This is a genomic window from Pseudomonas sp. MWU12-2037 (assembly GCF_023242345.1).
GTDB lineage: Bacteria > Pseudomonadota > Gammaproteobacteria > Pseudomonadales > Pseudomonadaceae > Aquipseudomonas > Aquipseudomonas gingeri_D.
The window spans coordinates 24,309-45,184 of record NZ_JALLIZ010000024.1 but is presented as its reverse complement, the minus strand read 5'-3'; the positions used below and the strand labels follow the sequence as shown (position 1 = coordinate 45,184).

Annotated in this window: 19 protein-coding genes; 6 read left to right on the top strand and 13 right to left on the bottom strand. The window is 60.7% G+C overall.

Translation table 11 applies throughout. The annotated features are described in order from the left end of the window. Positions 1-22 precede the first annotated feature (22 nt). The gene (locus M5B42_RS28835) at positions 23-403 is read left to right on the top strand and encodes a hypothetical protein (protein WP_103497597.1); all 381 of its coding nucleotides are present in this window, start codon (positions 23-25) and stop codon (positions 401-403) included. Positions 404-461: 58 nt separating this feature from the next. Here M5B42_RS28835 and fadD1 read toward each other — a convergent pair whose 3' ends face one another. Both fadD1 and fadD2 read right to left on the bottom strand, forming a co-directional pair. Then, positions 462-2,159, bottom strand: a complete 1,698-nt coding sequence (fadD1, locus tag M5B42_RS28830) for a long-chain-fatty-acid--CoA ligase FadD1 (RefSeq protein ID WP_248747728.1) — start codon at positions 2,157-2,159, stop codon at positions 462-464. Between the two features lie 391 nt (positions 2,160-2,550). Continuing rightward, a complete protein-coding gene (gene fadD2 / locus M5B42_RS28825) occupies positions 2,551-4,239 on the bottom strand; it encodes a long-chain-fatty-acid--CoA ligase FadD2 (RefSeq protein WP_248747727.1) in 1,689 nt (562 codons plus the stop codon). A gap of 242 nt (positions 4,240-4,481) precedes the next feature. On the opposite strand from fadD2, the gene M5B42_RS28820 reads away from it, so the two are divergent. Then, entirely contained in the window at positions 4,482-5,426 is a 945-nt protein-coding gene (locus M5B42_RS28820) for an alpha/beta hydrolase (protein WP_103497601.1), read from the top strand. A 72-nt stretch (positions 5,427-5,498) separates the two neighbouring features. Continuing rightward, a complete protein-coding gene (locus M5B42_RS28815) occupies positions 5,499-5,969 on the top strand; it encodes a MaoC family dehydratase (protein ID WP_017126221.1) in 471 nt (156 codons plus the stop codon). Between the two features lie 191 nt (positions 5,970-6,160). Here M5B42_RS28815 and M5B42_RS28810 read toward each other — a convergent pair whose 3' ends face one another. After that, on the bottom strand, positions 6,161-6,625 hold the full coding sequence (locus tag M5B42_RS28810) for a PA2169 family four-helix-bundle protein (protein ID WP_103497602.1): 465 nt from the start codon (positions 6,623-6,625) through the stop codon (positions 6,161-6,163). Between the two features lie 208 nt (positions 6,626-6,833). On the opposite strand from M5B42_RS28810, the gene M5B42_RS28805 reads away from it, so the two are divergent. Both M5B42_RS28805 and M5B42_RS28800 read left to right on the top strand, forming a co-directional pair. Further along, positions 6,834-7,070 (top strand): DUF3820 family protein, encoded by a 237-nt coding sequence (locus M5B42_RS28805; protein WP_027619874.1) that lies wholly within the window; start codon positions 6,834-6,836, stop codon positions 7,068-7,070. A 26-nt stretch (positions 7,071-7,096) separates the two neighbouring features. Then, positions 7,097-8,281: an aminotransferase class V-fold PLP-dependent enzyme gene (locus M5B42_RS28800; protein ID WP_248747726.1), complete on the top strand. Its 1,185-nt coding sequence runs from the start codon at positions 7,097-7,099 to the stop codon at positions 8,279-8,281. 133 nt (positions 8,282-8,414) lie between these two features. On the opposite strand, the gene M5B42_RS28795 is transcribed toward M5B42_RS28800, so the two are convergent. The 3 genes from M5B42_RS28795 to zwf are packed head-to-tail and all read right to left on the bottom strand — an operon-like array spanning position 8,415 to position 11,267. Then, a complete protein-coding gene (locus M5B42_RS28795; protein ID WP_100944088.1) occupies positions 8,415-9,080 on the bottom strand; it encodes a bifunctional 4-hydroxy-2-oxoglutarate aldolase/2-dehydro-3-deoxy-phosphogluconate aldolase in 666 nt (221 codons plus the stop codon). Between the two features lie 17 nt (positions 9,081-9,097). Continuing rightward, positions 9,098-9,811: a 6-phosphogluconolactonase gene (pgl, locus tag M5B42_RS28790; RefSeq protein ID WP_248747725.1), complete on the bottom strand. Its 714-nt coding sequence runs from the start codon at positions 9,809-9,811 to the stop codon at positions 9,098-9,100. Further along, the gene (gene zwf, locus M5B42_RS28785) at positions 9,798-11,267 is read right to left on the bottom strand and encodes a glucose-6-phosphate dehydrogenase (protein WP_103497605.1); all 1,470 of its coding nucleotides are present in this window, start codon (positions 11,265-11,267) and stop codon (positions 9,798-9,800) included. The genes pgl and zwf overlap by 14 nt, the downstream gene beginning before the upstream one ends. 226 nt (positions 11,268-11,493) lie before the next feature. Between zwf and M5B42_RS28780 the strand changes: the two genes are divergently transcribed. Continuing rightward, on the top strand, positions 11,494-12,354 hold the full coding sequence (locus M5B42_RS28780; RefSeq protein ID WP_177096979.1) for a MurR/RpiR family transcriptional regulator: 861 nt from the start codon (positions 11,494-11,496) through the stop codon (positions 12,352-12,354). Between the two features lies 1 nt (position 12,355). Here the strand turns inward: M5B42_RS28780 and M5B42_RS28775 are convergent, their stop codons facing one another. The 7 genes from M5B42_RS28775 to M5B42_RS28745 all read right to left on the bottom strand — a co-directional run bounded on the left by M5B42_RS28775 (position 12,356) and on the right by M5B42_RS28745 (position 20,682). Beyond that, positions 12,356-13,207 (bottom strand): D-hexose-6-phosphate mutarotase, encoded by an 852-nt coding sequence (locus M5B42_RS28775; protein ID WP_248747724.1) that lies wholly within the window; start codon positions 13,205-13,207, stop codon positions 12,356-12,358. A 226-nt stretch (positions 13,208-13,433) separates the two neighbouring features. Further along, entirely contained in the window at positions 13,434-14,780 is a 1,347-nt protein-coding gene (locus tag M5B42_RS28770) for a carbohydrate porin (RefSeq protein WP_247263207.1), read from the bottom strand. Between the two features lie 161 nt (positions 14,781-14,941). Continuing rightward, positions 14,942-16,102 (bottom strand): sn-glycerol-3-phosphate ABC transporter ATP-binding protein UgpC, encoded by a 1,161-nt coding sequence (gene ugpC, locus M5B42_RS28765; RefSeq protein WP_103498593.1) that lies wholly within the window; start codon positions 16,100-16,102, stop codon positions 14,942-14,944. A gap of 2 nt (positions 16,103-16,104) precedes the next feature. Next, positions 16,105-16,950, bottom strand: coding sequence for a carbohydrate ABC transporter permease (locus M5B42_RS28760; RefSeq protein WP_103498592.1), 846 nt, complete (start codon positions 16,948-16,950; stop codon positions 16,105-16,107). Further along, entirely contained in the window at positions 16,943-17,851 is a 909-nt protein-coding gene (locus M5B42_RS28755; protein WP_103498591.1) for a sugar ABC transporter permease, read from the bottom strand. The genes M5B42_RS28760 and M5B42_RS28755 overlap by 8 nt, the downstream gene beginning before the upstream one ends. A 155-nt stretch (positions 17,852-18,006) precedes the next feature. After that, positions 18,007-19,293 carry an ABC transporter substrate-binding protein gene (locus tag M5B42_RS28750; protein ID WP_248747723.1) on the bottom strand — a complete coding sequence of 429 codons (1,287 nt, stop codon included), beginning with the start codon at positions 19,291-19,293 and terminating at the stop codon, positions 18,007-18,009. A 105-nt stretch (positions 19,294-19,398) separates the two neighbouring features. Further along, the gene (locus tag M5B42_RS28745; RefSeq protein ID WP_248747722.1) at positions 19,399-20,682 is read right to left on the bottom strand and encodes an AGE family epimerase/isomerase; all 1,284 of its coding nucleotides are present in this window, start codon (positions 20,680-20,682) and stop codon (positions 19,399-19,401) included. Between the last annotated feature and the right edge of the window lie 194 nt (positions 20,683-20,876).

Sequence of the window (20,876 nt, the reverse complement as noted above, 5' to 3'; positions counted from 1 at the left end):
GATCGATAACGGTAGGAAAGTCATGAAACTCGATAAAAAGCAGGCCATCGCCCGCCGCAACCAGGAACTGGGCGGCGCGGTGCTGGGCGTCAACAACTGTCACTTCACCGAACTGAACCGCAACAAGAACATCTGGTGGTTCGATATCCCGGTGGCTCGCCTGGCGATCGGCCAGTACGAATGGGTACACCTGTTGTTGCACACCCCGAGCAACGACCAGTTGCTGCACCTGAAGGTGACGACCGCGTTCCTGCGCGAGAAGATGGAAGGCCTGGTGGTGCGCAACGCCGGCAAGCGCCGCCCAACCTTGAGCCTGGAGCTGAGCGCCGACAAGGACTCGTTCCTCAAGGACGTACGCCCGGCTGGTACCGGTGTGGATTTCTCGCCATTCCAGCAGTCTTGAATAGCGAATGCCATAAATGACAAAGCCCCGCATGGCGGGGCTTTGTCGTTTCAGCGGGTCAGGCGATTTTCTTCAGGCCCAGCTTCTTGAGCTCGCTATCGCGCAGCTCGCGACGCAGGATCTTGCCGACGTTGGTGGTCGGCAGCGCATCGCGGAACTCGACGAACTTGGGCACCTTGTAGCCGGTGACATTGGCACGCATATGCTCCATCACCTGGTCCTTGGTCAGGGTCACCCCCGGCTTGGCGACGATGAAGATCTTGATGACTTCCCCGGATTTCTCATCCGGCACGCCGATGGCCGCGCATTGCAGCACACCCGGCAAGGTCGCCAGCACGTCTTCCAATTCGTTCGGATAGACGTTGAAGCCCGACACCAGGATCATGTCCTTCTTGCGATCGACAATCCGCATGTAGCCGTCCGGCTGGATGATCGCGATATCGCCGGTCTTCAACCAGCCTTCGCTGTCGAGGATCTCATCGGTGGCGTCCTGGCGCTGCCAGTAGCCCTTCATCACTTGCGGGCCCTTGATGCACAGCTCGCCGATTTCGCCCAGGGCCTGTTCTTCCCCGGCATCGTTGACCACCTTGCACAGGGTCGAAGGCACCGGAATGCCGATGGTGCCGATCTGGATGCTCTGGCTCGGGTTCACCGTTGCCACCGGACTGGTTTCGGTCATGCCGTAACCCTCGCAGATGGCGCAGCCGGTCACGGCTTTCCAGCGCTCGGCCGCGGCCAGTTGCAGGGCCATGCCGCCGGACAGGGTGACCTTGAGCGCGGAGAAATCCAGCTTGCGGAATCCCTCGTTGTTGCACAGTGCGACGAACAGGGTGTTCAGGCCGACAAAGCCGCTGAACTTCCACTTCGACAGTTCCTTGACCATCGCCGACAGGTCGCGCGGGTTGCTGATCAGGATGTTGTGATTGCCGATCAGCATCATCGCCATGCAATGAAAGGTAAAGGCATAGATGTGGTACAGCGGCAGCGGGGTGATGACGATCTCACAGCCTTCATTAAGGTCCGAGCCCATCAGCGCCTTGCACTGCAGCATGTTCGCCACCAGGTTGCGGTGGGTCAGCATCGCGCCCTTGGCCACGCCGGTGGTGCCACCGGTGTATTGCAACACGGCGACATCGCTGCTGGCCGGGTTGGCTTCCTTGACCGGCTGGCCACGGCCCTTGCTCAGCACATCGTTGAACTTGACGGCCTTGGGCAGGTGATAAGCCGGGACCATCTTCTTCACGTACTTGATGACACTGTTGATCAGCAGGCGCTTGAGCGGTGGCAACAGGTCGGCGACTTCGGTGACGATAACGTGCTTGACGCCGGTCTTGGGCACCACGGTTTCGGCCAGGTGCGCCATGTTCGCCAGGCACACCAGGGCCTTGGCGCCGGAGTCGTTGAATTGGTGTTCCATTTCCCGCGCGGTGTACAGCGGGTTGGTGTTGACCACGATCAGCCCGGCGCGAATGGCACCGAAGACCGCGACCGGATATTGCAGCACGTTGGGCAACTGCACAGCGATACGATCGCCCGGTTGCAGGTCGGTGTGTTGTTGCAAGTAAGCGGCAAAAGCACCCGACAGTTCGTACAACTCACCATAGGTGAGTGTCTTGCCGAGGTTGCTGAAGGCCGGCTTGCTGGCGAATCGTTGGCAAGACTGTTTCAATACCGTCTGAACATTCGGGTACTCGTCGGGATTGATATCGGCAGCAATCCCAGCCGGGTACTTATCCTTCCAAAAGTCTTCGATCATGGAAGCCTACTCCTCAGCAACGCGAATTCAGCACCGCATTTGATGCGATTATTATTTGTCTGTGTTTTTTATTGGGTGAATCCGGCTTTAACCTACGCCGAGAAGTCACAAAGCGCGCCGAGAGTAGCAGCTTTGCCGAGGGTCGCCTAGAGCCAAACGAGGCCCTTACGGTCATAAAAATGACTCAAGAAATACCAATGGTCATTTTTAGAGTAAAAATTCTATTTGTTGGAATCTCGCTCTGGATCGAGGGTTTCAGACCCAAAAAGCTTCGCGGGCAAGCCCTGCTCCTACAGTATTGTGTCGTACACAAAATCGGTGAACGACGACGAACTGTAGGAGCAGGGCTTGCCCGCGAAGAGGCCCTCAATAACGCCACATCTATCGCGGCCTAGGCGATATCCCGCAACTCCCGCCGCAGGATCTTGCCCACCGCCGTCATCGGCAGCGAATCACGCAGCACGATGTGCTTGGGTACCTTGTAGCCGGTAAAGTTTTCCTTGCAGTAGGCCTTCAGTTCTTCGAGGCTGACCCCCGAATCCCGCGCCACCACGAACAACTTCACCGCCTCGCCGGAACGCTCGTCCGGCACCCCGATCACCGCGCAATTGGCGACTTTCGGGTGGGCCATCACCACGTCTTCGATTTCATTGGGGTACACGTTGAAACCCGAGACGATGATCATGTCCTTCTTGCGGTCGACAATGCGCACGAAGCCGTCCGGATCGATCACCGCGATATCACCGGTCTTGAACCAACCCTCGGCATCCAGCACCTGTTCCGTGGCCTCGACCTGCTGCCAGTAGCCCTTCATGACCTGCGGCCCCTTGATACACAACTCGCCACGCTCACCCAGCGGCTGCTCGACCCCGTTATCGTCAATGACCTTCAAGGCCGTACCGGGCACCGGCAAACCCACCGTGCCCAGCTTGCCCTTGTCGCCATAGGGGTTGGTGCAGGCGATCGGCGAAGTCTCGGTCAGCCCGTAGCCTTCGGTGATGCGGCAACCGGTGAGTTTGTGCCAGCGCTCGGCGGTTGCCTTGACCAGCGCGGTGCCGCCGGAGTTGGTGAGTTTCAGGCTGGAGAAATCCAGGGTCTTGAACTCCGGATGCTCCATCAACGCCACGAACAGGGTGTTGAGCCCCAGCAACGCGGAAAAGCGCCAGTTCTTCAACTCCTTGATAAAGGCGCCGATGTCCCGTGGATTGCTGATCAGCACGTTGTGGTTGCCGGTAACCATCATGCACATGCAGTTCGCCGTGAAGGCATAGATGTGGTACAGCGGCAGCGGCGCGATCATCACCTCCTGGCCTTCCTTGAGCAGCGGCTGGCCGTCGTCGCCGGGCTGGGACAGGCAACCCCGGGCCTGCTGCATGTTCGCCACCAGGTTGCCGTGGGTCAGCATCGCACCCTTGGCCAGCCCCGTGGTGCCGCCGGTGTATTGCAGCACCGCGATATCTTCCAGGCCGACGCTCAAGGGTCGGATGGCGTGGCCCCGGCCCAGGCGCAAGGCGCTCTTGAACGAGGCCGCCTGGGGCAGGTCATAGGCCGGGACCAGCTTCTTCACCTTGTCCACCACCAGGTTGGTCAGCCAACCCTTGGCGGCGGGCATCAGGTCGCCCATCTTCGCTTCGATCAGGTACTCGATCTGGGTATCGGGCAGCACTTCCTGGACCCGCTGGCCGAACAGGTTCAGGTACACCAGCGCGCGGGCGCCGGAGTCCTTGAACTGATGGCGCATCTCGCGAACGGTGTACAGCGGATTGGTGTTGACCACCACCAGCCCGGCGCGCAACGCGCCGAACACGGCAATCGGGTAATGCAGGACGTTGGGCAACTGCACCGCGATGCGATCGCCCGGTTTCAGCTCGGTGTGGCTTTGCAGGTAACCGGCGAAGGCCGCGCTGTAGCGCTCGAGCTCGGCGTAGGTCAGGGTCACGCCCATGTTGCTGAAGGCCGGACGGTCGGCGAACTTCTTGCAGGAGCGCTCGAACACCTCGATCACCGACTTGTAGGCGCCCAGGTCGATGTCCAGGGGTACGCCGGTGGGGCGTTTGTCATTCCAGAAATCAGGTTGCATTGTTTTTGTCCTCTTACCTGAGCCTCTGCGGGGCCGCCTGCGCCCAAGGCGAAAAAAGCGGTGCTTAGCGGACGTTAGCAGCTAACGGGCATCAGGCAAATATGCCGGACACAGTCATTAACATCATGAATCTTGCTGCCAATGCGCAGGAGGGTCTGCTTCCTGTGCGAGGATGCGCTATACAATGGAGCGACAACACGCCCCGGCCGATGTCCGCCTCGTCCCCGCGCAAAGGAACCGCCATGATCCATGACACCTTCTGGTTGACCGTCAGTGACCACAGCCGCCTGTACGTCAATCGCTGGTTGCCGGACGGCCCACCGAAGGCCGTGATCCTGCTGTCCCACGGCATGGCCGAACACAGCGGTCGTTATGCCCGCCTGGCCGAGGCCCTGTGCGCCGCCGGCCATGGTGTGTATGCCTTCGACCAGCGCGGCCACGGCAAGACCGCCGAACACGGCGTCCTCGGCCACTACGCCGACCAGGACGGCTGGTGCGCGATGGTCAGTGACCTGGCCAGCCTCAACCAGCGCATCGGCGAGCAACACCCCGGGGTGCCGATCATACTGCTCGGCCACAGCATGGGCAGCTACATCGCCCAGGCCTACCTGCTGCACCACAGCGCCAGCCTGCAGGGCGCGATCCTCAGCGGCTCGAACTTCCAGCCAGTGGCGCTGTACCGCGCGGCCAGCGCGATTGCCCGCTTCGAACGCTGGCGCCAGGGCCCTACCGGGCGTAGCGCGCTGATCGACTGGCTGTCGTTCGGCTCGTTCAACAAGGCCTTCAAGCCCAATCGCACGGCTTTCGACTGGCTGAGCCGTGACCCGGATGAAGTGGACAAATACGTCAACGACCCGCTATGCGGCTTCCGTTGCACCAACCAATTGTGGATTGATCTGCTCGGCGGCCTGCAGCAGATCAGCAAGGCGAAAAACCTCGCGCAGATCGACCCGGGCCTGCCGCTGCTGGTGATCGGCGGCGAATGTGATCCGGTCAGCGAGGGCAAGCGTCTCAAGGATCTGGCCGACGCTTTGCGCGCCGCCGGTAGCCAGAACCTGCAATTGAACGTCTACCCACAGGCACGGCATGAAGTGTTCAACGAGACCAACCGCGAGGAAGTCACCCGAGACCTGATCCAGTGGCTGGAACAGGCCCTGGCCCATCGTCGCCCGTCGCGCTCGGAATGATCGCCGGCTCAATCATCAACTTTGAAATCAATCCGTTGATTTCAGATAACACCCTTACAGGACCACCTTGCGATGACCCAGGTTACCAACACGCCTTACGAAGCCCTTGAAGTCGGCCAGACCGCCAGCTACAGCAAGACCGTTGAAGAGCGCGATATCCAGTTGTTCGCCGCCATGTCCGGCGATCACAACCCGGTGCACCTGGACGCCGAGTTCGCCGCGGCGAGCATGTTCAAGGAGCGTATTGCCCACGGCATGTTCAGCGGTGCGCTGATTAGCGCCGCGGTGGCCTGCGAGCTGCCCGGGCCGGGCACCATTTACCTGGGCCAGCAGATGAGCTTCCAGAAGCCGGTGAAGATCGGTGACACCCTGACCGTGCGCCTGGAGATCCTCGAGAAGCTGCCGAAATTCCGCGTGCGCATCGCCACCCGGGTGTTCAACCAGCGCGATGAGCTGGTGGTCGACGGTGAAGCCGAGATCCTCGCGCCACGCAAGCAGCAGACCGTGACCCTGACCAGCCCGCCGCCGATCACCATTGGTTGATCCTTTGTGGGAGCCGGCTTGCCGGCGATGAGGCCCTTGAGTCTTGAGGCGCCTGTTCGGACGCCATCGCCACGGTGCGGCGTCCCGACAAGCCGGCTCCCACAAAAGCGCATCCCGGTGCAAAAATACCGTTGCGCCCAAACAACAAAAAACGCCGGATCAACCGGCGTTTTTTTATGGCAGCGTGAAACTTAGCTGGCGCGAGCGATATTACGCAGCGCCTTCACCTGGTCGTGATTGCGCAGCACACCCTGATACTGACGGTTCACCAGGTCGGTAAGGCCCACCAGATTGTGCTTGGCCAGTTTCACCAGCGCTTCGCTGTAGGCTTTCTTGGCGTGGTCTTCACCGCGCTCGGCCTCGTTGAGCACCGCCTCTTCACCCTTGCCGGTGAACAGCGCTTTCACGTCCACCCAACGACGGTGCAGGTCACCGGCCACACTGGTGCTAGTCTCCGGATCGCCACCCAATTTGCGCACCTCGGCCTGGAGTTCCGCGGCAGATGCCGCACACTCGCTGGCACGGTGCACAAACAACGCCTTCAGTTCGGGATTCTTGATGTCTTCAGCACAGGTCTGAAAACCTTTCTGACCGTCTTTACTGACTTCGATCAGATCATTGAGAATCGATACGGCTTCTTTATTGATGTTGGTCATGGCTCAATTCCTTCTGGTGGTGAAAGTTACAGGAACGGTTGCAGTCACCATGCCAAGCCTTGATCGATTATTTTTTACTTATATTTCATATAGTTGAAAATATTCCAAAGATCTGTATGGCGGTTATTTGCATGAACTGTCAATTGGCCTGCATGCAGAATGCCTGTATTTTTCAAGACGCTTGAACAGCGCAAGACAAGGTTGCCCCATGAATCCCGAGAAACTCGAACTGCTGGTCACCCGCGAAATGCCGTTCGGCAAATACAAGGGGCGGATCATCGCCGACCTGCCCGGCCCCTACCTGAACTGGTTCGCCCGCGAGGGGTTCCCCCACGGTGAACTCGGTGGCCTGCTCGCCTTGATGCAGGAGATCGACCACAACGGCTTGTCCGACCTGCTCGACCCGCTACGCGCCAAGCACGGCAAACCCAAACCCCGCCATTGATCCCCGTTGTCGAGAGAAGCCGCGCCATGCCAAGGAATGAAGAACACGCCCGCGATGAACACTTCTGGCAAAACGTGGCCGAGCGCTACGATGTAGAGCCCGGTCCGATCAACCTGGAAAACGGCTACTTCGGCCGCATGACCCGTAGTGTCGTGGAGGCCTACAAAGGCCATATCGAGTTCATCAACCGCAGCAACTCGGTGTATGTGCGCCAGCGCTTCGAAACCATCGAAAGCCTGGAGATTCGCGCGCAGTTGGCCGACCTGCTGGGCAGCCATCACGAGGCCGTGGCCCTGACCCGCTGCGCCAGCGATGGCCTGCACGCGCTGATCCGCAACTACAACGCCCTGCGGCCCGGTGATCAGTTACTGGTCAGCGACCAGGAATACCCCAGCGTACTGGGTGCCATGCGCTGGCTGGCGCGCAACCGCGGCGTCGAGCTGATCGAGATCAGCCACCCCTCCCCAGTGAGTTTCGCCAGCCTGGTGAGCACCTACCAGGAAGCCTTCGAACGTTATCCCCGACTGAAGCTGATGGCCCTGACCTATGTCACCCATCGCAGCGGGCTAGTGATGCCGGTGCAGGCCATCGCGACCCTGGCCCGCGAGCATGGGGTCGACGTGATTCTCGATGGTGCCCATGCCCTGGGCCAGATCGACTTCAACCTCGAAGCACTGGGCATCCTGTTTGCCGGTTTCAACCTGCAGAAATGGATGGGCGCGCCGCTGAGCCTGGGCTTTCTTTATATCGATCCCAAGCGCCTGGCGGATATCGACCCGGACATGGGCGAGGAGCGCTATGCGCCCACCGATATCCGCTCCCGCGCCCCCTATGGCACGCCGAATATCCCAGCCTGGATGACCTTGCCCCTGGTCTTCGAGGAACATCGGGCACTGGGTGGCTCGGCGGCCAAGGGCGCACGACTCAATTACCTGCGGGATATCTGGGTGGGCGCGGCACGCGGGATGCCGGGTATCGAGGTGCTGACACCGGATGATCCGCGGCTGTATTGCGGTATCACCTCGCTGCGCTTTCGGCATGAGCCGGACCAGCAGCGGATGGTCGAGCGACTCCTGGCGGAGTACAACCTGTTTACCGTGGTCCGTGAAGGCACGGCACATGGCAATTGCATCCGGGTCACGCCGGGCCTGGCCAACTCGGCCGAGGACCTGAAGCTGTTGGCGCGGGCCTTGGGCGAACTAAGCGGTTGAATGGCCCGCGAAGGGGCCGGCACAAACACCCAACCTTCGGACCGGAAAACTTTTCATCGGGCAAAAAAAACGGTGCGCCGACCAAGCGCACCGTAAAGCCGTAGAACACACAACGAAATTCAGTAACGATGAATCAGTCCAGCAGGGCCAGCGCCTCGGCGGTGCACTCCTGGATCCGCGCCCAGTCGCCGTTCTTGATCCACTCGGGATCGAGCATCCAGCTACCACCCACGCACATCACGTTTTTCAACGCCATGTAGCTCTTGATATTGGCCGGGCCGACGCCGCCGGTCGGGCAGAACTTCACTTCGCCGAACGGACCGCCCAGGGCCTTGATCGCCGCCACGCCGCCGCTGACTTCCGCCGGGAACAGCTTGAAGCGACGATAACCCAGGCCGTAGCCCTCCATGATCCCCGAGGCATTGCTGATGCCGGGCAACAACGGAATCGGGCTGTCAACGCTGGCTTCCAGCAGGTCACGGGTAATGCCCGGGGTGACGATAAATTGCGAACCCGCCGCCTCCGCCGCCGCCAGCATCTGCCGATCGAGCACGGTGCCGGCACCGGTCACCAGTTCCGGACGCTCTTCACGCAGGATCTGGATGGCCTTGAGACCGAACTGCGAGCGCAGGGTCACTTCCAGCGCGGTCAGGCCACCGGCGGCCAGGGCATCGGCCAACGGCAGGACATCCTGCTCACGGGCAATGGTGATCACCGGAAGAATCCGTGCACGGGTGCAGAGCTCATCGATCAGGGCGACCTTGTCTGCCATGGAGACGGTCGGGACATTTTTTGTCATAGCAGCGGATCCTTGACTCATGGGCACCAGTAAATATTCAGGGTAGGTTGCAAGAAAGCGCGAATCGGCATGGCCGCGAGGTCATCGCCGGCCAATGCGGCATTCAGGGTGGCCAGTTTCGACTGGCCGGAAATCGCCAGCACGGTGAAGCTCGCCGAAGCCAGCAGGGCCCGGCTCATGGTCAGGCGCTGGTGCGGCACGGTCGGCGCCAGCATCGGCCAGACGCGCCGGCTGCCATCCACTTGCAGGGCCGCCGCCAGGTTCGGGCTGCCGGGGAACAGCGAGGCGGTGTGACCGTCATCGCCCATGCCCAGGACCAGCACGTCGATAGCCGGCAGCTCTGCAAGCAATTGATCGGCCTGTTCGGCCGCCGCGTCCAGGTTTGCCGCGGCGCTGTACAAGCCGATAAACCGCGCCTTGGCCGCAGGGCCCTGGAGCAGATAACGCTTGAGCAGGCCGGCGTTGCTGTCGGCGTGCTCCACCGGTACCCAGCGTTCGTCGGCGAGGCTGACCACCACACGGGACCAGTCCAGGTCCTGTTTCACCAGGCTCTGGAAAAACGCCACCGGGCTGCGCCCGCCGGACACCACCAGGGTCGCCGCGCCGCGTGCGGCAATGGCTGCCCGCAGTTGCTCGGCCACGGCTTGCGCCTGGCCCTCGGCCAACAGCGCCGGGCTGCTGAACTCGTGCGCCTGTACGCCCTGGGGCAGTTTCAATTCAGATATCGCCATACCACGACCTCCCATCCCGCGTGATCAGAGCAATGGAACTCATCGGTCCCCAGGACCCGGCCGCGTACGGCTTGGGCGCATCGCCGGACTTCTTCCAACCGGCGATCAACTGGTCACACCACTTCCACGCCGCTTCGATTTCATCTTTACGGACAAACAGGTTCTGGTTGCCGTGCATCACTTCCAGCAACAGACGCTCGTAGGCGTCCGGAATCCGCGCACTGCGATAGGTGTCGGAGAAATTCAGTTGCAGCGGCCCGCTGCGCAGTTGCATGCCCTTGTCCAGGCCCTGCTCCTTGGTCATCACCCGCAGGGAAATACCTTCGTCCGGTTGCAGGCGGATGATCAGCTTGTTGCTGATCTGCAGGCGCTGCTCGGGGGCGAAGATGTAGTGCGACGGTTCCTTGAAGTGGATGACGATCTGCGACAGCTTCTGCGGCATGCGCTTGCCGGTGCGCAGGTAGAACGGCACGCCGGCCCAGCGCCAGTTGCGGATATCGGCGCGCAGGGCGACGAAGGTCTCGGTGTCGCTCTGGGTGTTGGAGTTTTCTTCCTCCAGGTAACCCGGCACCGAATGCCCTTCGCTGTGCCCGGCGATGTACTGGCCGCGCACCACCTGGGTGGTCAGGCCTTCCGGGCTGATCGGCGCCAGGGCCTTGAGCACCTTGACCTTCTCGTCACGGATGCTGTCGGCCGAGAGGTCGGCCGGCGGGTCCATGGCAATCAGGCAGAGCAGTTGCAGCAGGTGGTTCTGGATCATGTCCCGCAGCTGGCCGGCCTTGTCGAAGTAACCCCAGCGGCCTTCGATACCGACCTTCTCGGCCACGGTGATTTCCACGTGGGAGATGTAGTTCTGGTTCCACTGGGTTTCGAACAGGCTGTTGGCGAAACGCAGGGCGATCAGGTTCTGCACCGTCTCCTTGCCCAGGTAGTGGTCGATGCGATAAGTGCGGTTTTCCGGGAAGAAGCGCGCCACGGCGTCGTTGACCTTGCGCGACGACTCGAGGTCCGAACCTATGGGTTTTTCCAGCACCACCCGGGTGTTTTCAGCCAGGCCGACCTTGGCCAGGTTCTCGCAGATCGCACCATAGACCGAGGCCGGCGTGGCGAAATAGGCGATCAGGCACTGGCTGGTGCCGGCTTGCTCGGCCAGGGCGACATAGTCGTCGGGCTTGAGGAAGTCCACGTGCAGGTAGCTGAGGCGGGCGAGGAAGCGCTCAAGCACCACTTCGTCGATTTCCCGGTCCTCGACAAAGACCCGCAGTTCTTCCTGGATGGTCGCCAGGTGCTCGGCATTGCTGCCGGGCTCGCGGGCCAAGGCCAGGATGCGCGTGTCTTCATGGAGCAAGCCTGCGCCATCGAGGTGATACAAGGCAGGAAACAGCTTGCGAAGCGCCAGGTCGCCCAGGGCGCCAAACAAGGCAAAGGTGCACGGTTCAACCGTTATCGAAGGCATGATGTTTGTTCTTTTATCAAGTTAAACGATAAATACCTTTTTTCGAGGCATCACTCAAGGAAAAATGTAGTAATAACCACAACATTTTATCAATATGATGATTCCGAGTGGTGGTCATCACACGCCATCAGTAGGATAGGCCACCGCCGGGAGCTGCCCAAGGGCATTGTTCCGGGCCTTGCAGAACCCAAGTTGCCTCGAATCAAGGAATCACCAAATGGACCGCGTGCGAAATTTACTGGAGCAGATCCAGAGCCGCCTCGAAGACCTGAACAAGGCCGAGCGCAAAGTCGCCGAAGTCATCCTGCTCAACCCGCAGCAGGCGACCCGTTTCAGCATCGCCGCCCTCGCCCAGGCGGCTTCGGTCAGCGAGCCGACGGTCAACCGTTTCTGCCGTTCGTTCGGTGTCAGCGGTTACCCCGAACTCAAGCTGCAACTGGCCCAGAGCCTGGCCAGCGGCGCGGCCTATGTGAGCCGTGCGGTGGAGGCCGACGATAATCCCGAGGCCTACACGCAAAAGATCTTCGGCAGCGCCATCGCGTCCCTGGACAGCGCCTGCCAGGCCCTGGACCCGAACCTGATCAGCCGCGCCGTCGACCTGTTGATCCAGGCCCGGCAGATCCACTTCTTCGGCCTGGGCGCTTCGGCACCGGTGGCCCTGGATGCCCAGCACAAGTTCTTCCGCTTCAACCTGGCGGTCACCGCCCATGCCGATGTGCTGATGCAGCGGATGATCGCTTCAGTGGCCCACACCGGTGAGCTGTTCGTGATCATTTCCTATACCGGGCGTACCCGGGAACTGGTGGAAGTGGCGCGTATTGCCCGGGAGAACGGCGCGTCGGTGCTGGGCTTGACGGCGGCGGGTTCGCCGCTGGCCAAGGCCAGTACCCTGAGCCTGAATATTCCGCTGCCGGAAGACACCGACATCTACATGCCGATGACCTCGCGGATCATCCAGTTGACGGTGCTGGATGTGCTGGCCACCGGCATGACCCTGCGCCGTGGCGTGGATTTCCAGCCGCACCTGCGCAAGATCAAGGAAAGCCTCAACGCCAGCCGTTATCCGGTGGGTGACGAGTTCAACTGAATCAGGCCGCCCGCGCCTGCAAACTCAGATGCGCCCGCTCCCCGGGCGCCAGGCACAGGCTGTCGGTGCCGCCACTGGCGGCCTCGACACAGACAAACCCCATCACTTCATTCCAACTCACCCCCAGCAACGGCCGGTGCCCCGGATGCCAGACCACGGTGTCGGCGCTGTCGCCGGTATCGATGCACAACTCCCGCTGCCAGGCGTGATCCTTGAGGTGCAGTTCACCGTCATGCTGGAACACCCGCTGGCAACCGCCATCGACCCGCAACTCACCTTCCTGCCGACAGGCCTGACGATTCAACTGGTCATAGCCCTCGGCGCCGTCGAGCCCAGACAGCGCTATCTCACCGACGTCACCAATACGCCAATAGGCGTGCAGCGCATGGCTCAACTGACACGGTTCACTGTCCTGATGCTCAGTGCTCAAGCGCAGGTCCATGCTTTCTCCCAGGCGCGCATGCAGGTCGACCTGCCAGTCGCAGAGCTGCAAACGCCAGTGCAGGCTGACGCCCTCCTCGTCGCTGCTGCTTTCCAGCAGTTTCCAGTCGATCAGCCTTGCCCAACCGTGGGACGGCCAGGCGTTTTCGCTCGGATGCCGGCCATACCAGGGCCAGCACACCGGCACCCCGCCGCGAATCGCCCCGACCTGCGGCCATTTGGCCGCACACCACAACCAGGGCTTCTGCCCCTGGGGCTGGAAGTGCAACAGTTGCGCACCCTGGCGGCTAAAGACCGCCTGGCACAAGGGATGGTCGATCACCAGCACTTCACGCTGTTGAAAGCGCTCCCACTGGAACACCGGTTGCTCGCGCCGGGATTTGAAAAAGCGTTGTAGCGGTTGCTCATGCATGTGCCGCGAATCCTGAAATCACCAAACCATTTGCATCTATCCACCTGTAGGAGCGAGCTTGCTCGCGATGAACGTCAACGATAACGCGGGGCAACTGGAGACACGCGGTACCCTTGCATTCATCGCGAGCAAGCTCGCTCCTACAGTGTGCGGCAAAAAAAAGCGGACGGTCTGGTGGACCATCCGCAAGATGCGCACATAGAGAGAGAGCTTATCAGTCGAAGCCTTAGAAGACCGACTGAATTTTCAGGCCGGCAACCACAGCGTTGTCGACTTGATTCACACCACCCGGGTGGGTGACGTATTGCAGGTTGGGACGTACGGTCAACCAGTTGGTGACGTGGAAGCCGTAGTTGATTTCGGTGTTGAACTCGGTGTCGCGCAGTGGCGAGTACAGCGGGTTGTTGTAGTCGCTGACGTTATTGGCGGCGTTTTCCAACTCGGCGTTTTCCCTCACGTCCTGGTTGACATGGATACGGGCAAAACCGATCCCGACGTCATCCTTCGGACGCGCATCGAACGGCCCTTTGTACACGAACATCACCGACTGGTAGTTGTCGACGAGGTTGGTGGCCTTGTCGTGGAAGGTCGCGTTCGCCGCGATATTCAGACCGCGGGAAGCGTCGCCGTTGTGGCTGGTGAGTTGCTGCTGCGCCACGAACCAGTAACCGTGCTTGCTGTTGTGGACACGATAAGGCAGACCGCTGGTTGCGGCGTCCCCACCATTGTTGTCCCGGAGTACGTCATTAGCCGGAGCCGCGCTTTTGTAGTAACCGACACGGTATTCGCCCGGCAGGTCGTTGACCTTCGGTGACCAGACCAGTTCGACCGGCAGGACGGTGCCCTTGGTGCCGCTGCCGCTGAGCTTGAAGCCGTTACCGTGTTCCAACTGCGACGGGTTCTGGTTGTACGCACCGATTTGCGCATACAGCTCAGGCGTGATGTTGTACTTCACGCGAATAGCAGCCTGGGCGACGGGCCAGTTGTACCAGGTGTTGACATAGTTACCCACCTGGGAGCCACAGAACGACAGGTTCTGGAAGTCGCACGGGAAGGTGTTGAAGTCTTCGCCTTCACCGAAGTAACCGAGTTTCACATCCAGCTTGTTGTCGAACATCTGGTGCTGGATCCAGAACTGGGTCAGACGAACCATATGGCCGCGACCGTCGACTTCCTGGGAGGAGCTCAAGGTGCCGGCGCGTGGGTCGCCGATGCGATCATTGGAGATGTTCTCACCGTTACGGTTGGTGAGCTGGATCTTGGCCTGGGTGTTATCCCAGCCCCACAGCTTTTGCAGATCCAACGCCACGCCCAGACCAAACTGGTCGGCGTAACGCGAGGTATGGTCGTTGTTGTAGCCACCATGCAGGTTGCTACCGACCTCACCGACATAATCCATCTTGATGTCGATACCTTCTTCGATCAACTTGGTGCGCTCTCCGCCCCAGTCACCGGTCATCCATTTGGAATTGCTGCTGAACGCATCGTCCGCCATGGCGTTAGCAGCCAGGACCAGTGTTGCCGCCGCCGACAATTGGCAGAACAGGCGGGCATTGGTGTTTTTCTTTTTCATCCCTACATCCTCGTCTTATTGTTATTAACGGTTTTTATCGAACGTGGTTTACATCGTCTGTAATGCGTCAAATCTCTTTGGCAGACGCTTTTCCTGATACATCCCGGCCTCAGGTTTGAGGGCCGCTTCGCGACCCTCGGGAGCAAGCCCCTTCTTCACAGTCAGCGGCCCTTGAATTGCGCCACATTGTCGCTATGCACCTGGACTTGCGGCTTGGCCACCACGCCCAGGCGTTCACCGGTCTGGGCGTCGAACAACAACACCTTGGCCGGATCGAATTGCAGGGTCAGGGTTTCACCCACCTGCGGCGCCACGTCCGGTGCCAGTCGGCAGCAGACCTTGGTCCCGTTGAGGTTGACGAACACCAGGGTGTCCGGGCCGGTCGGTTCGGTGACCTGCACTTCGGCACGAATGCTCGGCAAGCCATTGGGCTCGCCCTGCATCAGGCTGATCTGCTCCGGACGCATGCCAAGGATGATTTCGCGGTCTTCAAGACCGGCATCGGTCACCCCCAGCGGCAACTCGCAACGGGCCTGGCCGCTGTCGAGCAAGGCCAGCAGGCGACCGTCCTTGCGTTGCAGGCGCAGGGGAATGAAGTTCATCGGCGGCGAACCGATGAAGCTGGCGACAAACAGGTTCGCCGGGTCGTTGTAGATCTGCTTCGGCGTGCCGAACTGCTGGATGATGCCGTCCTTCATCACCGCCACCTTGTCGCCCAGGGTCATGGCTTCGATCTGGTCGTGGGTCACGTAGACCGTGGTGGTTTTCAGGCGCTGGTGCATCAGTTTCATTTCGGTGCGCATCTCGACCCGCAGCTTGGCGTCGAGGTTGGACAGCGGTTCGTCGAACAGGTAGATCTTCGGCCGCCGCGCCAGGGCACGGCCCATGGCTACACGCTGTTGCTGACCACCGGACAACTGGCCGGGCTTGCGGTTGAGCAAGTGTTCGATCTGCAGCAGCTTGGCGACCCGGGCGACCTCCTCGTCGATGGCCGACTGGGCCATCTTGCGGATTTTCAGACCGAACTCGATGTTCTCGCGCACGCTCATGGTCGGGTACAGCGCATAGGACTGGAACACCATGGCGATGTCGCGATCCTTCGGGCTCATGCCGCTGACGTCCTGGTCATCGATCATGATCGCGCCGCCGGTGATGTTCTCCAGGCCCGCGATGCAGTTCATCAGCGTCGACTTGCCACAGCCCGAAGGCCCGACCAGGATCAGGAACTCACCGTCCGAGATCGACAGTTCGATGTTCTTCAGGGTGTCCGGCAAACCGGCGCCGTAGGTCTTGTTTACATTGCGAAGTTCGAGCGTTGCCATGATTACCCCTTGACTGCGCCGGCCGTCAGCCCGCGCACGAAATACTTGCCTGCGACCACATAGACCAGCAGGGTCGGCAGCCCGGCGATCATCGCCGCTGCCATATCAACGTTGTATTCCTTGACCCCGGTACTGGTGTTGACCAGGTTGTTCAGCGCCACCGTGATGGGCTGCGAATCACCGCTGGAGAACACCACGCCGAAGAGGAAGTCGTTCCAGATCTGGGTGAACTGCCAGATCAGGCAGACCATGATGATCGGGGTCGACATCGGCAGGATGATCATCCGGAAGATGGTGAAGAAACCCGCGCCATCCAGGCGTGCCGCCTTCACCAGCGCATCGGGAATGCTCACGTAGTAGTTACGGAAGAACAGCGTGGTGAACGCCAGGCCGTAGACGATGTGCACAAACACCAGGCCCGTGGTGGTACTGGCCAGGCCCATCTTGCCGAGGGTGAACGAGGCCGGCAGCAGCACGGTCTGGAACGGCAGGAAGCAGCCGAACAGCAACAGGCCGAAGAACAACTGCGAACCGCGAAAGCGCCACATCGACAGCACATAGCCGTTCAACGCACCGATGGCGGTGGAGATCAGCACCGCCGGAACGGTAATCTTGATCGAGTTCCAGAAGTAGCCGTTGACCGTGGCCCAGGCCTTGACCCAGCCGATATCGGTAATCACCGTCGGCCAGCTCAACAGGTTGCCGGTGCTGATGTCTTCCGGTGATTTGAAGCTGGTCAACAGCATGACCACCAGCGGTACCAGATAGAGCAGCACGGCGAGGATCAGCACCGCGTAGATGGCGATGCGGCTCAGGCTGATCGCCGGTTTGTGGGCGAGACTAGTCATTACGCTTGGTCCTCAGCTCGGAGTACAGGTAAGGCACGATGATCGCGAGAATCGCACCGAGCATCAGAATCGCACTGGCCGAGCCCATGCCCATCTGGCCGCGACTGAAGGTGAAGGAATACATGAACATGGCGGGCAGGTCAGACGAGTAGCCCGGGCCACCGGCAGTCATTGCCGCCACCAGGTCGAAGCTCTTGATCGCGATATGCGCCAGGATCATCACCGCACTGAAGAACACCGGACGCAGGCTGGGCAGCACCACTTTCCAGTAGATCCTCGGCAGGCTCGCGCCATCGATCTGGGCGGCACGGATGATCGATTGATCAACACCGCGCAGGCCGGCCAGGAACATCGCCATGATGAATCCCGAGGCTTGCCAGACCGCTGCGATCACCAGGCAATAAACCACGCGATCGGGGTCGATCAGCCAGTCCAGGCGGAAGCCTTCCCAGCCCCAGTCACGCAACAGTTTGTCCAGGCCCATGCCCGGGTTGAGCAGCCATTTCCAGGCGGTACCGGTGACGATCATCGAGAGCGCCATCGGGTACAGGTAAATGGTGCGGATAAAACCTTCACGCCGGATGCGTTGGTCGAGGAACACCGCCAGCAGCACGCCGATCACCAGGGTGACGCCGATGAACAAGCCGCCGAACAGCGCCAGGTTCTTGCTCGCCACCCACCAGCGGTCGTTGTCGAACAACCGCGCGTATTGCGCCAGGCCGACCCATTTGTAGGACGGCAGGAAAGTCGAGTTGGTGAACGACAGTACGAACGTCCACAGGATGTAGCCATAGAAGCCCACCAGGACGATAAACATGCTGGGCGCCAGCACCAGTTTGGGTAGCCAGCGCTGCAATGCATCGAACGGCGAGGCTTTGCTGAACACAGCAACAGAACTCATGGGGAAATCCACTACAGGGGAAAAGGGACTACATGCAGATCCTCTGTAGGAGCCGGCTTGCTGGCGATTGCGATTGCTCATCCAACGACGATGTTGACTGTCAGATCGAAATCGCCAGCAAGCCGGCTCCTACAAGGGAACCTGCGGTGCTGAAACTACTTGGCGGACTTGACCGCGGCGCCGAGTTTCTTGGCGGCATCGGCTGGGTCGGCTTTCGGGTCGTTGATGTAGTTGGTCACGACATCAAAGAACGCACCCTGTACGGCCAGCGTGGTCGCCATGTTGTGCGCCATGCTTGGTTGCAGGCCGCCGGTCTTGGCATCGTCCAGGAAGTCCTTGGCCGACTTCTGGGCGCACTCGTCGAAACCGAGCTTGTCCATTTCGTGGAGCATGTCGTTGCGAACAGGGATCGAGCCTTTGTTGATGCTGAAGACTTTCTGGAAGTTTTCACCCAGGGCGACCTTGGCAATATCCTGCTGGCCCGCCGCGGTGCCCTTGTCTTTCTGCTTGAACACCGCCAGGGAGTCGATGTTGTAGGTGAAGGCTTTGTCAGTGCCCGGGAAGGCTACGCATTCGTAGTCCTTGCCAGCGACTTTCTTGGCCGCCGTCCACTCGCTCTTGGCCCAGTCACCCATGATCTGCATGCCGGCCTTGCCGTTGATGACCTTGGCCGCTTCCAGGTTCCAGTCCTGGCCTTTGCCGTCCTGGTCCATGTAGGTCGCGACTTTCTTCAGCTCGGTCAGCGCCTTGACCATGTCAGGACCGGTCAGCGCAGCGTTGTCCAGATCGACCAGGGCTTTCTTGTAGCCATCAACGCCCATGACCGACAACACCACCGCTTCGAACACGGTGCTGTCCTGCCAAGGCTGGCCACCGTGGGCGAGCGGGATGAAACCCGCGGCCTTGAGCTTGTCGCCGGCGGCGTAGAATTCCTCGAGGGTGGTCGGTGCTTTTTCGATGCCGGCTTTCTTGAAGACCGCCGGGTTGATCCACAGCCAGTTGACGCGGTGGATATTCACCGGCACGGCCACGTAATCACCGTTGTACTTCACGGTATCGGAGACTTTCTTGTCGAGCAGGCTGTCCCATTTCTGTTCTTTGGCAACACCCTTCAGAACGTCAGTGTCGAGCAGCCCGGTGGACGCCCATTCCTGGATATCCGGACCTTTGATCTGCGCGACACCCGGTGGGTTGCCGGCTACGGCGCGACTCTTGAGCACGGTCATGGCAGTGGAACCGCCGCCGCCGGCTACCGCACCGTCTTTCCAAATAAAGCCGTCTTTTTCAACTTGGGCCTTGAGGACATCGACCGCGGCTTTTTCACCACCGGAAGTCCACCAATGAACCACTTCCACCGTTCCTTTGGATTCGGCGGCCAATGCACTGAGAGGAAACAACGAGGCGAGGGAAACGACAGCGGCGAGGCGGGAAATCGAATTCATCTGTAGTACCTTTCTTGTTGTTATGCATGCAAGTCTGGTGCTTGCGCTGCATGGGATTCTAGTCAAGGCAAGCCCCCCCGCAGGTAACGAAGGGACGTGCAAATGTCACCGTATGGTTACATGAATTTCGTTGCCGTTATCAGCCCAAGATTGCCGGGCCAGAGCGCTCGCGAGGCTCGGGGCGAGTGGCAGCCCCGGAAGCAGCACCGCTTGAAAGGCATGATAGAGGTCGGGTTTGCCGCCCCAGATCTTGGCATCGGGCCGATTGTGCTCATCCAGTTCGTGATGCCAGCTGCCCAGTTCCAGGTCGATGAAGTGCACATCGATAAAATCCCAGAAGCGTCGATACCAGGTTTCGTACTGCGCCTCGCCGGTGCGCCGGAGCAAGGCGGCGGCCGTGGCGCAGGCTTCGGCATGGGTCCAGTGCAGGCGCTGACGGACCACCGGGCGGTTGGCCCAGTCCAGCGTGTAGACGATGCCCGCCACGCCATCAGCGTGCCAGCCATGGCGGCAGGCGCTGTCAAACAAACCGCGGGCGTCGTTCAACAACCAATCGGGGGTGAACAAGCCGGCCTGGCGGCGCGCGGCCTCCAGATGCAGGACCAGCCGCGCCCATTCGAAGCCATGACCGGGCGTGGTGCCGTAGGGGCGAAAGCCGTCCGCCGGGTTGTCGTGGTTGTACTCGCGCAGGGGTTGCCACTGGCGGTCGAAGTGTTCGATGACCATGAAATCGTTGGCCACGGCGTGCTGGTGGATCACCCGCTCGACGATGCGTAGCGCGCGATCCAGCCAGCGACTGTCACCGGTGACATCGGCCAGGGCGAGAAAGGCCTCGGTGCCGTGCATATTGCTGTTGGCACCGCGATAGGCTTCTTCCTGTTGCCAATCGCGGGTGAAGGATTCGCGCAGGGTGCCCTCCTCCTCGTTCCAGAAATGCGTCTCGAGCACCCGGATTGCTTCGGCCAGCAGGCGTGGGGCATCGGCACTGCCGGCAACCACCGCGGAACTCGCGGCCAAGGCCACAAAGGCGTGCAGGTAGGCCGCCTTGCCGCTGTTGCCGTCGCGGTGATCGGGGACCGCATACCAACCACCGTGGCTGGCATCGCGCAACGGCCCCCAGAGGGCGGCGACACCGTGATCGACCAACCCCAGGCAACCGGGAATCCCCTGGATATGGGCCATGGCGAAACTGTGGGTCATGCGCGCGGTGTTCATGGTTTCGGCCATGGCGTCGTCCGCCAGTTGCCCGTGCTCGTCGAGATTGCCGAAGCCTTCGGCCAGGCGCGAAGCCTTGGCAAACGCCAGCAGCCGCCGGCCTTCGGCCAACAACCAGGCACGATGAGCCGGGGCATTGAGCCAACTGCTGAACGGCAGTTCAAGGGTGTCCATCGGAGTACCTTTCTTGTTGTTAGGAGCCAAACGATTGTCCGGCGATTCTAGCCAGCCATTCTTCGCTGCCAGGTCACGAAGCCCCGCGCAAATGTCACCAGACAGTGACAAAAAACAGAGAAGGTCCCTTCGGCCCCAGACTCTGCGAGGTAGGAAAATTGCTGAATAAGTCGTTTCCCTTTCCAATGTAGGAG